The organism is Croceivirga lutea (genome assembly GCF_014235875.1).
In the GTDB taxonomy this organism is placed as follows: domain Bacteria; phylum Bacteroidota; class Bacteroidia; order Flavobacteriales; family Flavobacteriaceae; genus Croceivirga; species Croceivirga lutea.
The window spans coordinates 13540-27182 of sequence record NZ_JACJUK010000010.1 but is presented as its reverse complement, the minus strand read 5'-3'; the positions used below and the strand labels follow the sequence as shown (position 1 = coordinate 27182).

Annotated in this window: 8 protein-coding genes; 3 read left to right on the top strand and 5 right to left on the bottom strand. The window is 34.3% G+C overall.

What is annotated here, in order from left to right; translation table 11 throughout:
- Position 1: 1 nt before the first annotated feature.
- Genes thrC through thrA form a run of 3 tightly spaced genes read right to left on the bottom strand, consistent with a single transcriptional unit; the run spans position 2 to position 4669 of the window.
- The gene (gene thrC, locus H5V42_RS14095; RefSeq protein WP_185783822.1) at positions 2-1303 is read right to left on the bottom strand and encodes a threonine synthase; all 1302 of its coding nucleotides are present in this window, start codon (positions 1301-1303) and stop codon (positions 2-4) included.
- Positions 1300-2223: a homoserine kinase gene (locus H5V42_RS14090; RefSeq protein ID WP_185783821.1), complete on the bottom strand. Its 924-nt coding sequence runs from the start codon at positions 2221-2223 to the stop codon at positions 1300-1302. The genes thrC and H5V42_RS14090 overlap by 4 nt, the downstream gene beginning before the upstream one ends.
- Before the next feature lies 1 nt (position 2224).
- On the bottom strand, positions 2225-4669 hold the full coding sequence (gene thrA / locus H5V42_RS14085) for a bifunctional aspartate kinase/homoserine dehydrogenase I (RefSeq protein ID WP_185783820.1): 2445 nt from the start codon (positions 4667-4669) through the stop codon (positions 2225-2227).
- Positions 4670-4882: 213 nt separating this feature from the next.
- Between thrA and H5V42_RS14080 the strand changes: the two genes are divergently transcribed.
- Entirely contained in the window at positions 4883-6409 is a 1527-nt protein-coding gene (locus H5V42_RS14080; RefSeq protein ID WP_185783819.1) for an NAD(P)H-hydrate dehydratase, read from the top strand.
- 1 nt (position 6410) lies between these two features.
- Here the strand turns inward: H5V42_RS14080 and H5V42_RS14075 are convergent, their stop codons facing one another.
- Together H5V42_RS14075 and H5V42_RS14070 are read right to left on the bottom strand one after the other, a co-directional pair.
- Positions 6411-6821 carry an STAS/SEC14 domain-containing protein gene (locus H5V42_RS14075; RefSeq protein WP_185783818.1) on the bottom strand — a complete coding sequence of 137 codons (411 nt, stop codon included), beginning with the start codon at positions 6819-6821 and terminating at the stop codon, positions 6411-6413.
- 175 nt (positions 6822-6996) lie between these two features.
- On the bottom strand, positions 6997-9546 hold the full coding sequence (locus H5V42_RS14070; RefSeq protein ID WP_185783817.1) for an ATP-dependent Clp protease ATP-binding subunit: 2550 nt from the start codon (positions 9544-9546) through the stop codon (positions 6997-6999).
- A 256-nt stretch (positions 9547-9802) separates the two neighbouring features.
- On the opposite strand from H5V42_RS14070, the gene gyrA reads away from it, so the two are divergent.
- Together gyrA and H5V42_RS14060 are read left to right on the top strand one after the other, a co-directional pair.
- Entirely contained in the window at positions 9803-12289 is a 2487-nt protein-coding gene (gyrA, locus tag H5V42_RS14065; protein ID WP_185783816.1) for a DNA gyrase subunit A, read from the top strand.
- Positions 12290-12368: 79 nt separating this feature from the next.
- Entirely contained in the window at positions 12369-13619 is a 1251-nt protein-coding gene (locus H5V42_RS14060) for a tetratricopeptide repeat protein (protein ID WP_185783815.1), read from the top strand.
- Positions 13620-13643: the final 24 nt, after the last annotated feature.

Genomic DNA, 13643 nt, shown 5'->3' with positions numbered 1-13643 from the left:
ACTATGAAGAAACGTTAACTAAATAGTCTTTGAGTTGTTGGTAACTAGCAATCTGATAGGCAACCTTTTGCTTGTTCATTACCTTTTTTATTTGAAAAGGAATTTCAGGAGTCAAATTCATGGTTTCTTTTACGACAGGTAAAAATTTTACGGGGTGCGCAGTTTCTAAAAATATGCCGTAACTATTAGGATGTTGTTCTTGGAATTTTTTAACACCTAAATAACCAACTGCACCGTGCGGGTCAGTTAAGTATCCGGTTTGTGAATACACTTGCTTCATAGCTTCTTTTGTTTGTTTATCTGTAAAAGCATATGAACTAAGATTTTTTTGAAGTTCAGCTAGGTTATTGTTATATATTTTTTGAATTCGAATAAAATTACTTGGGTCTCCAACATCCATAGCATTAGAAATAGTGGCTACAGATGGTTTTGGCTCATATGTTCCACTTTTCATATAATTTGGTACTACATCATTAACATTGGTGGCAGCAATGAAGTTCTTAACTGGCATACCTAATTTTTGAGCTACCATGCCTGCACAAATATTTCCAAAATTACCCGAGGGTACTGAAAAAACAATTTCTTTACCTTTTAATTTAGCTTGTTTATATGCAATTAAAAAATAAAAACATTGGGGCAACCAGCGGGCTACATTAATGCTGTTGGCGGAAGTTAACTTGCTTTTCGAAGTTATTTCTGTATCTAAAAAAGCCGTTTTCACCATATTTTGGCAATCATCAAAAGTTCCTTCTACCTCAAAGGCCGTTATGTTTTTACCTAAAGTAGTTAATTGCTTTTCTTGAATATTGCTAACCTTGCCTGAAGGATAAAGGATAACAACACTTACCCCTTCAACACCTAAAAACCCATTAGCAACTGCACCACCGGTATCACCAGATGTAGCAACAAGAACGGTTATATTGGTTTTATTACCTTCAGAAAAATATCCTAGGCAATTAGCCATAAAACGTGCACCAACATCTTTAAAGGCCATGGTTGGACCATGAAATAATTCTAAAGTGGCTATATTCTCTGTAAGTTCGACTATCGGAAATTCAAAGTCTAGAACATTTTTTAAAATAGATAACAGCCGGTCTTTTGGAATTTCATCACCAACAAATTGTTGAATTGCCTCATAAGCTATTTCTACATTAGAAAGATTTTCTATTTTTTCAAAAAACGAAGGGGGTAAAGCATTAATGTTTGCAGGAAAATACAAACCCCTATCTGGTGCTATTCCGTTTATAACCGCTTCTCTAAAACTCGCTGTATTGTCAGCATTGTTTAAACTGTAGTACTTCATGATATTTTTTTACACCCTTGCGTGTTAATTTTTGAAACGTGAACCTCAAAATCAATTCCTATTTTTTTGTAAACTTCTTTCATAGATTTACCTACTTCTAAAGCTGTTTCTTCACCTTTAGATAAGGCAAATATAGAAGGGCCTGAACCTGATATTCCGCTACCTAAAGCACCACCTGCTTGGGCTGCTTTTTTAACATCGTTAAACCCTGGAATTAAAATTGAGCGTATAGGTTCAACAATGTGGTCTTGCAGTGACCTGCTAATTAAATCGTAATCTTCAGTAAATAAACCGGTTATTAATCCTCCTAAATTACCCCACTGTTTTATACCGTCTTGCAAAGAAATAGATGTTTTTAAGACTTTTCTTGAATCTGCTGTTTTCACTTCTATTTGTGGATGAATAACGGTAGCAAATAATTCTTTTGGTGTATGTACGGCTACAACATCTAATGGGTCATAACTTCTTACCAAGGTAAAACCTCCAAATAGGGCAGGGGCTACATTATCTGCATGTGCAACAAGGCTTGCTAATTTTTCGCCTTGCATAGCAAATGCCACCAGTTCTAATTCTGAAAAAGGATTTCCTAAAAGTTGATTCATTCCCCAAACAGCACCAGCTGAACTAGCTGCACTACTGCCAATACCACTACCGGGTTTTATTATTTTATCAATTTCAATCTCAAAACCACCATTGTAGTCTGCTTGAGCTAATAATGCAAAGCCAGCCACACCAGCCACATTTTTTTCTGCATCTAAGGGTAAATTTTGACCTAAAATTTTAGTAATTCTTATACCCTTCTCTTTGGTTTTACGAATAACCATTTCATCACCAACTGAATCTAAGGCTAGCCCCAGAACATCAAAACCGCACGAAACGTTTGCTATTGTTGCCGGACAAAAAACTTTTATCTCTTCCATCTTAAAAATTTCCTGCTCTTATGATATCTGCAAAAATACCTGATGCGGTAACGTCTGCACCTGCACCTGCACCTTTAATAATTAATGGTTGGTTTTGATATCTATCAGTATAGAATAAAACAATATTGTCACTTCCTTCCAAACTATAAAAATCATGTCCTACAGGTATTTCTTGTAAACCTACTTTGGCGTTGCCATTCTCAAATTGTGCTACATATTTAAGTTTGCAATTTTTATCTGCTGCATTTTTATATAGCTGTTGAAACCGATTTTCGTAAGTAATCAATGTCTTAAAAAAGTCTTCATTAGAAGAGGTATCTAATGATTCTTGTGGTAGAAAAGAATCATTTTCAATTTCTTCAATTGCAATCTTGTAACCACTCTCACGTGCTAAAATCAAGATTTTTCTCATGACATCTATACCGCTTAAATCAATCTTTGGGTCTGGTTCTGTATAGCCATCCTCTTGGGCTTTTTTAACAATGTCATGAAAGGTATTAGTATTATTAAAATTATTAAATACAAAGTTTAAACTACCAGATAAAACCGCTTGTATTTTATGAACTCTATCACCAGATGCAATTAGATATTTTAACGTGTCTAAAATAGGTAAGCCTGCACCAACATTAGTTTCAAATAAAAATGGTGCGTTATATTTTTTTGATAACTCCTTTAACTTTTGGTAATACGCAATGTTTGATGAACAAGCAATTTTATTACAGGTAACCACCGCAATACTATTACCTAAAAAATTGTGGTAATGCTCGGCAACGGTGGCATTAGCAGTGTTATCAACAAAAATGCTATTTCTGAAGTTTAATTCTTTTATCTTTTCAGTGAACCTTTCTAGGTTTGTTGACTCTCCATTTTCTAAAGTTTCTTTCCAATTTTTTAAGGATATACCGTTTTCATCAAAAACCATTTTTTTTGAATTAGAGAGCCCAATTACTCTCAAATTCATTTTATGCTCTTCTTTTAAATATTGTTTTTGTTGTTCTAATTGTGCTAATAGTTTTGCACCAACATTACCTACACCTACTATAAATAAATTGACTTGTTTTGTGATTTCTTCAAAGAAGATTTCATGTAAAGAGTTCAGTGCCTTTTTAACATCATTTTCATGAATTACTGCAGAAATATTTCGTTCAGAAGCCCCTTGTGCAATGGCTCTAATATTAACGTTGTTTTTACCTAAAGTGCTAAACATTTTTCCACTAAGGCCTTGATGGCTTTTCATGTTTTCACCAACTAATGCTATTATGGAAAGATTCTCTTCAACAATAATTGGTTTTAACTTTTTGGTTGCAATTTCATATTCAAAAGTTTCGTTTAAAACCTTTTTTGCAATAGGAGCCTCTTTAGCATTAATACCAATACATATCGAATGTTCAGATGAAGCTTGTGTTATTAAAACCACACTAATGTTAGCTGTAGAAAGGGTTTCAAAAAAACGTTTAGATACCCCAGGTATTCCAATCATACTTGGACCTTCTAATGATAATAAGGCAATACCTCCAATATGACTTATACCTCTTACTGCTTTTTCTGAACCATTAGCGTTTTTAGTTATTAATGTGCCCTCATCTTCTGGGGCAAAGGTGTTTTTAATAAGAATAGGAATTTCTTTTGCTAAAACGGGTTGCACAGTTGGAGGATAAAGTACTTTGGCACCAAAATGCGATAGCTCCATTGCCTCTTCATAAGAAATTTTTTCTACACATTTGGCTTGTTTTACTAGCTTTGGATTTGCCGTGAACATTCCGCTAACATCTGTCCAAATTTGCAATTCTTTTGCATCTACAGCTGCGGCAATAATTGCTGCGGTGTAATCAGAGCCTCCTCTACCTAAGGTTGTGTTTTTTCCAGATTTAGATGACGCAATAAAACCAGGAACAATGGTAATCTGTTGAGGGCAATTTAAAAAATAGGACTGACAAGTTTTATTAGTACGCTCAAAATCTACTGTAGCTTTACCAAAGTTATCGTCAGTAGTTATTAGCGCTCTTCCACTTTTGAAATCAGCATCTAAATCACTAGATTTTAAATATTCTGCAATAATGTATGATGATAAAATTTCACCATAGCTTACTACGTTATCAGACAATCTTGGCGTAATTTCTCCAATTAAAAAAGCCCCTTCTATAAGGGTCTCTAATTTATTAAGTTCACTTTTTACCCAACTTAATACTCCACTTTGTTTGGTTATGGGTATTAATTCTTTTACGGTATCTAAGTGGCGACTTTCAATTTCTTTTAAACTCTCTTTATAAATCAAATCTTTGTTTGCTGCACGTTCTAAAGCTTTTAACAACGTGTCTGTTACTCCACCTAAAGCAGAAACTACCACTGCAATTTTATCTCGACTTTCAGATTTAATTATTGCTCTTACAAGAGCTATATTTTTTGCGTTGGCTACAGATGTGCCACCAAATTTTAAAACTTTCATTTATTGGCTTTTAGGAATATAAAAAATTATGCGCGCGGATATATAATATGACTATAACCCCAAAGGGGTTGTAGTAAAAGTGGTAGTATTTTTTAGCGTTGTTTGCATAATCTTTAAAAGAGATGGGTTAAAAGTAGTATTTTCGAACCCCTTGAACAACCCACAATACTAATTTTTCAATAATCGTTAATTATCTAACGAATTTTTTAAAGAATGAAAATTTTTACTGGCGAACAGATTTATTTGGCTGATAAATTCACAATTGAAAATCAGCAAATTTCTAGTGATGAACTTATGGAAAGAGCTGCATCTCAACTATTTCAATGGTTAGATGCAAATCTTAAAGGAGCTAATCTAAAAATCCATCTCTTTTGCGGAATTGGTAATAACGGAGGAGACGGTATTGCCTTGGCTAGATATTTATTAGAACACAATTATGATATTGCTGTTTATGTTGTTAATTATAGTGAAAAACGTTCAAAAGATTTTTTAATAAATCTAGATAGACTTAAAGAGCGAAAATGTTGGCCAGTTGTTCTAAACTCAGACTCTGTATTACCTGAGATTTCACCAAACGACTTTATAGTGGATGCTATTTTTGGTATTGGATTAAATAGAAATCCAGATGTTTGGGTGAAAAATTTAATTACCCATATCAATTCTTCAAAAGCTTACATATTAGCTGTGGATATTCCATCTGGTATGTTTGCCGATAAGGCTACAGAAGATTTTTCGGCAGTTATTAAAGCTAACTATGTATTAAGTTTTCAGTTACCTAAGTTGGTGTTTTTTCTTCCAGAAACAGGTCCATTTATAACACAATGGCAGTTATTGGATATTGGTTTAGACCAAGGGTTTATTCAACACCAAGAAACTGACTTTGAGTTAATAAGTAAGTATGAAGTATTGCCCATGTATAGGCCACGCAATAAATTTTCTCATAAAGGCGATTATGGTCATGCTTTGGTTATTGGAGGTTCTTATGGTAAAATAGGAGCAGTTCAATTGGGTGCTAAAGCATGTTTGAAAATTGGAGCCGGCTTGGTTACCGCTTTAGTGCCAAATTGTGGATACCTTCCATTACAGTCTGCCTTACCTGAAGTTATGGTGAGAACTAGCGGTGAAGAACAACTCATTGCTATTGAAGAAACCAGTCTATTTACTGTGATTGTAGCAGGTATGGGCTTAGGTACCCATGACAAAACTAAGAAAACATTCAAGGCTTTTTTAAAGAACAATAAAAGACCATTAGTTTTAGATGCTGATGCTATAAATATTCTTGCATCAGAAAATGAATTGCAAGATTTAATTACTCCAGGCACAGTATTAACACCACATCCTGGTGAGTTAAAACGATTGATAGGTAATTGGAAAGATGATTTTGAAAAATTAGCTTTAGCTAAAGAGTTCTCTAAAAAACATGATGTTATTGTGGTGCTCAAAGGAGCGCATACTATTACAATTTATCAAGATAAAGGCTTTGTAAATACTACAGGTAATCCAGGTTTAGCAACCGCCGGAAGCGGTGATGTTTTGGCCGGTATTATTGGTGGTTTAATTGCCCAAGGGTACAATCCATTAAATGCATCAATTTTTGGAGTTTTTCTGCACGGATTTGCTGCAGATATTGCTGCCTCTAAAATGGGTTATGAAGCAGTAATTGCCTCAACCTTAATTGAACATTTACCAGAAGCTTTTATGAAATTGTTTACTGAGCCAGAACAACCCAGAGAAGAATAAGTTATTTTTTGTTTCTCGGAAGAACTTTGTTTTTAATCCAAGCAACAGCATTTTGATATTCAATAAAAAACTCCATATTTTTTTTATAGAATAATTTTTCAATTTTGAAATTGTGCATATCAATTTCTTTTTTAGAAACAATTGCTAATGCCTTAAGGTTATCTAAACCTCTTAGATAATTATAAATGGTAGGGTCTATGGCATAAGAGTTAGACCTAAGACTTATATAGCCGAATTTTTTTCCTCTAAAATGAATTTCAGATATACCTATAAGTTGATAAGCTCTTTCTAAAGTTAAAGTAATACCCTCATTAAAATTTGATACCATATAATTATCAAATACTTGAACCGTACCAAATTCAAGGCAGTATTCTTTAACAATTATCTTCTGCTTGCCCAACTCCAATTTCATTTCTCAATATTATAGTGTTAAGCGAAAGTACTTTGGGCTAATGCGTTGATAAAAAAATTTAGATTAACAGCGTTTAATAGCGATAAAGGTGACAATTGTTAGGTTTAAATCTTTTATGCATAAAAAAAGCCTCACAATGGAGGCTTTTAAAAACTTATGATATATGTTAATAATTTTATGACTTTGAAGATTCTTCAACCTTTTCTATTCTAATTGTTAATTCATCTTTCTTCTCATCTAAATCCATGAAAATACTATCCCCTTCATTTAGGTTTGAATTCACGATTTCTTCAGCAAGAGCATCCTCAATATATTTCTGAATGGCCCTCTTTAAAGGTCTTGCTCCATATTGTTTATCAAAACCTTTATCGGCAATATAATCTCTAGCTTTATCAGAAAGATTTAAAACGTAACCAATATCCTTAATACGTGCAAAAAGCTTCTCTAATTCAATATTGATAATTTTATGAATGTCTTCTCTTTCAAGCGCATTAAACACAATTACATCATCAATTCTATTTAAAAATTCAGGAGCAAATGCTTTTTTCAAGGCATTTTCGATAACACTTTTCTGGTGACTATCTGCTTGAGCTTTCTTTGATGCAGTTCCAAAACCAACACCTTGTCCAAAGTCTTTAAGCTGTCTTGCACCTATATTAGAAGTCATTATAATAATGGTATTCCTAAAATCAATTTTACGACCTAAACTATCTGTTAAGAAACCATCATCTAAAACTTGAAGCAACATATTAAACACATCTGGATGCGCTTTTTCAACCTCGTCTAATAATATTACAGCATAAGGTTTCCTTCTTACTTTCTCAGTTAATTGTCCTCCCTCTTCATAACCAACGTATCCTGGGGGTGCTCCAACTAAACGAGAAATGGCAAATTTTTCCATATACTCGCTCATGTCAATACGAATTAGAGCATCTTCAGAATCAAATAATTCTTTAGCTAAGACTTTTGCCAATTGCGTTTTACCAACCCCAGTTTGTCCTAAGAAGATAAACGACCCAATAGGCTTATTAGGGTCTTTTAAACCAGCTCTATTTCGCTGTATGGCTTTAGCAACCTTCTTTACAGCTTCGTCTTGACCAATTACATTGTCTTTAATCAATTTTGGTAATTCAGCCAACTTGTTGCTTTCTGTTTGTGCAATTCTATTAACTGGAATACCGCTCATCATAGAAACTACATCAGCAACATTTTCATCAGTTACCGTAACTCTATTTAATTTGCTTTCTTCTTCCCACATTTCTTGGGCAGAAGCTAGCTCTTTTTCTAAACGTTTTTCATCGTCACGCAGTTTAGCAGCTTCTTCATATTTCTGCTTCTTAACTACACTATTCTTTAGTTCACGAACATCTTCTAATTGTTGTTCCAATTCTAGAATTTGCTTTGGAACATCCATATTAACTATATGAACTCTTGAACCGGCTTCATCTAGAGCATCAATGGCTTTGTCTGGTAAAAATCTATCCGTCATATAACGGTTTGTAAGTTTTACACAAGAAACAATTGCCTCATCTGTATACGTTACATTATGGTGATCTTCATACTTACCCTTAATATTCATCAAAATTTCAATGGTCTCTTCAACAGTAGTTGGTTCAACCATTACTTTTTGAAAACGTCTTTCTAACGCTCCATCTTTTTCGATATACTGTCTATATTCATCTAGGGTTGTAGCCCCTACACATTGTATTTCTCCTCTAGCTAATGCTGGTTTAAACATATTAGAAGCATCTAAACTTCCAGTTGCCCCTCCTGCACCAACGATGGTATGAATCTCATCTATAAAAAGAATAATGTCATCATTCTTCTCAAGTTCATTCATAACCGCTTTCATACGCTCTTCAAATTGGCCACGGTATTTTGTACCAGCCACAAGTGAAGCCAAGTCAAGGGTTACAACCCTTTTGTTGTATAAAATTCGGCTTACTTTTTTAGTAATTATACGTAATGCCAAACCTTCAGCAATTGCACTTTTACCCACACCCGGCTCTCCAATTAAAAGAGGATTATTCTTTTTTCTTCTACTTAAAATTTGAGATACACGCTCAATTTCTTTTTCACGCCCAACTACAGGATCTAATTTATTTTCTTCTGCTAGCTTGGTTAAGTCTCTACCAAAGTTATCTAGAACAGGAGTTTTAGATTTTTTGTTTGTTTTTTGAGCACCAGAGGAACCAAAAGTATTTTCTTTAGAATCATCTGATTCTTCAGGTTCATTAGCAAAAGATTCTGAACGTGGAGAGTCTATATAATCATCTTCGCTTGTTATCATAGACTTAAATTGTTCCTTTACATTGTCATAATCAACCTTAAGTTTATGTAATAACTTGGTTGTTGGGTCATTTTCATTTCTTAAGATGCAAAGTAAAAGGTGCGCCGTATTGATAGAGGAACTTTGAAATAACTTAGCTTCTAAAAACGTAGTCTTTAATGCACGTTCTGCTTGTCTTGTTAAATGTAAATTCTTTTTGTCTTTTTGTATTGCAGTTGTATTTGGATTTGCCGGACTCAAAATCTCAACCTTCCTTCTTAAATAATCCAAATCAACATCAAGAGCGTCAAGAATATTAATCGCTTTACCATTTCCATCACGTAATAAACCTAGCATTAAATGCTCAGTACCAATGAAGTCATGGCCCAGTCTTAAGGCCTCTTCCTTACTGTAAGCGATAACATCTTTTACTCTTGGTGAAAAATTATCATCCATAAATATTCCTTTCAGCAACTAAAATTAATAAAAGTATACGTGTTTTAACCAAATACCGTACCCCTTTTCGACAAAGTCTGAATTATTCACGGAAAAAGGAAGTATTCTTTTGATTTTAACGAATTTATATGCTAAAAATTTCACAAATTGATGTTGATAAATATTTTAATAAACTCTTTGGTAAAATTCTGCGAAGTATCCATTTTCCGTATATTGCCATGATATTTTAATTAGAAAATTGAGATAAGTATTCAGTATGGCTGAAGGAGAAAAATTAATACCCATCAACATTGATGATGAAATGAAGTCGGCTTACATTGATTATTCAATGTCGGTCATTGTGTCACGTGCACTGCCAGATGTTCGTGATGGACTAAAACCTGTTCATAGACGTGTACTTTACGGTATGCACGAACTAGGTGTGAGGTCAACAAGCGCACACAAAAAATCTGCAAGAATTGTTGGTGAGGTACTTGGTAAATATCACCCACATGGTGATACATCGGTATATGATACCATGGTAAGAATGGCTCAAGAATGGAGTCTTAGATATATGTTGATTGATGGTCAGGGTAACTTTGGTTCTGTTGACGGAGATAGCCCTGCAGCAATGCGTTATACTGAAGCACGTATGCGTAAAATTGCTGACGAAATGTTAGCCGATATCGATAAAGATACGGTAGACCATCAATTAAATTTTGATGACTCGCTTGAAGAACCAACGGTTTTACCTGCACGTGTGCCTAATTTATTAGTAAATGGCGCTTCTGGTATTGCTGTAGGTATGGCTACTAATATGCCTCCTCATAATTTATCAGAGGTCGTAGACGGTACCATTGCTTATATAGACAATAATGATATAGAGATAGATGAGTTAATAACTCACGTTAAAGCACCAGATTTTCCAACAGGTGGTATCATTTATGGATATGATGGGGTTAAAGAAGCTTTTCATACCGGTAGAGGTCGTGTAGTAATGCGCGCCAAAGCTACAATTGAAGAGGTTCAAGGCAAAGAGTGTATCATCGTAACTGAAATTCCTTATCAAGTTAATAAGGCCGACATGATTAAGAAAACGGCTGATTTGGTTAACGATAAAAAAATTGAAGGTATTTCTTCTATTAGAGATGAATCTGATAGAAAAGGTATGCGCATTGTTTACATTCTTAAAAGAGACGCAATTCCAAATATTGTATTGAACATGCTGTACAAATACACAGCACTTCAATCATCTTTTAGTGTTAACAATATTGCACTTGTTAACGGCAGACCACAGCTCTTAAACTTAAAACAGATTATAAAATACTATGTAGAACATAGACACGAAGTTGTTGTACGTAGAACAAAATACGAGCTTAAAAAGGCCGAAGACCGTGCTCATATTCTCGAAGGATTAATAATTGCTTCTGATAATATAGATGAAGTAATTGCTATTATTAGAGGCTCATCTAATGTTGATGAAGCTCGAGAAAAATTGATGGAGCGCTTTAAGCTCACAGAGATTCAAGCTAAAGCTATTGTTGAGATGAGGTTAAGACAATTAACCGGTCTTGAACAAGATAAATTAAGAGCAGAGCACGAAGAACTTTTAAAAACTATTGAAGATTTAAAAGATATTCTTGCTAACGAAGAGCGTAGAATGCAAATTATCAAAGACGAACTTACTGAGATTAAAGAAAAGTACGGTGATGAAAGACGTTCTGAGATAAACTTTGCAGGTGGTGATTTGAGTATTGAAGATATGATTCCAGATGAGCAAGTAGTACTTACTATTTCTCATGCTGGTTATGTAAAAAGAACACCACTTACAGAATACAAAACACAAAACAGAGGAGGGGTAGGACAAAAAGCCTCTTCAACAAGAAACGAAGATTTCTTAGAGCATCTTTTTGTAGGAACTAACCACCAATACATGTTGTTCTTTACACAAAAAGGTAAATGTTTCTGGATGCGGGTTTATGAAATTCCAGAGGGTAGTCGAACTTCAAAAGGTAGGGCTATTCAAAATCTTATAAATATTGAACAAGACGATAAGGTTAAAGCCTTTATCTGTACTCAAGATTTAAAAGATGAAGAGTATGTTAATAGTCACTATGTAATAATGGCGACTAAAAAAGGTACCGTTAAGAAAACTTCTTTAGAACAGTATTCACGTCCTAGACAAAATGGTATTAATGCCATTACAATTAAAGATGGTGATGAGCTATTAGAAGCTAAACTTACAACAGGTACTAGTCAGATTTTCTTAGGACTAAAATCTGGTAAGGCCATTAGATTTGAAGAAGGTAAAACCAGACCTATGGGTAGAAACGCATCTGGTGTGCGTGGAATTACGCTTGCGCATGATAATGACGAGGTTGTTGGTATGGTTTCTGTTCACAATTTTGAAGATGATATTCTTGTTGTGTCAGAAAATGGTTATGGTAAAAGATCTAAAATAGATGATTATCGCGTAACTAATAGAGGCGGTAAAGGTGTTAAAACCATTACGGTAACTGATAAGACAGGAGAACTGGTGGCCATCAAAAATGTAACCGATTCTGATGACTTAATGATTATCAATAAATCTGGTATTGCTATTCGTATGAGTGTTGAAGATTTAAGAGTAATGGGTAGAGCAACACAGGGTGTTAAGCTTATTAATCTAAAAGATAAAGATTCAATTGCTGCAGTAGCTAAGGTTATGAAAGATGAAGATGCCGTTGATGATACAGATTTGCTTGATATTGAGGTAAATGAATAAAGTGGCACGGCTATTGCTTAACCCTAACCGAAATAAATAAAAAACAAAAACATAATCTAAATTCTTTTAAAATTTAAAAATGAAAACTCGAATTTTAATAATGGTGGCCATAGCATTCTCAATGACTGCTTTTGCACAGAAAAACGAAATTAAAGCCGCAGAAAAAGCTTTAAAAAGTGGTGACGCCGCCTCTGCAAAAACTGCATTACAAGGCGCTGCGTCTTTAATTGAAAGCGCTGATGCCAAAATTAAGGCTCAGTATTACTACAACTTAGCAGAAGCTAATTCAAAACTTTCTGAATTTGACGCTGCAGTTGACGCTTATAATAAGGTTATTGCTATAGAAGAAGCAAGCGGAAAGGCTAAGTACAGTTCAGATGTAAAAATGAAAAAAGACCAGCTTGCTGCTGATTTAGTGAATGCTGCAGTTGATGATAATAACAATCAAAACTTTGCTAGCGGAGCTGAAAAATTGTACATGGCTTACAAACTTCGACCACAAGATACTATCTATTTGTATTACGCTGCTAGTAGTGCCGTAAATGGTAAAGCTTATACTAAAGCTTTGGAACATTATAATGAGTTAAAAGAACTTAATTATGATGGTAGTGATGTAAAATTTACTGCGGTTAACGTAGAGACTGGTGAAGAAGAAGAGATGGATAAAACCACTCGTGACCTTTACGTTAAAGCTGGTACCCACAAAGACCCAAAAGAAGTTAAAACACCTTCAAAAAGACCAGAAATCATCAAGAACATTGCTTTGATTTATCAACAAGAAGGTGATAATGAAAAAGCTTTGGCTGCATATGATGATGCTATTGCTACTAACCCTGATGATGTTAATCTAGTTTTAAACAAAGCAAACCTTTACTACACTATTGGTGATAAAGTAAAATTCAAAGAATTGATGGCTCAAGCATCTGCTATGGCGCCAGATAATGCTGACTTACATTATAATATTGGAGTTATTGAAATGGAGCAAGGTAACTTAGAAGCTGCTAGAGCATCTTATGAGAAAGCTCTTTCAATTGACCCTGATTATATCAATGCTACTCTAAACTTGTCAACTTCTTATGTGAATGAGGGTAACGCGCTAATAGATGAAATGAATGAATTAGCAATGTCTAGTAAAAGGGCTGATATTGCTAAATATGATGAGTTAAAAGTTCAAAAAGATGAGTTGTTCAAAAAAGGAGCTACCATTCTTGAAGACGCCCTAAAGTCAAAGCCAGACGATGTTAGTATTCTTTCTCAATTAAGAAATATCTACGGTGCATTAGGTGATAATGAGAACTTTATGAGAATTAAAAAACTAATGGGTGAGTAATCTATCCCATCACTTTAAAAAAAC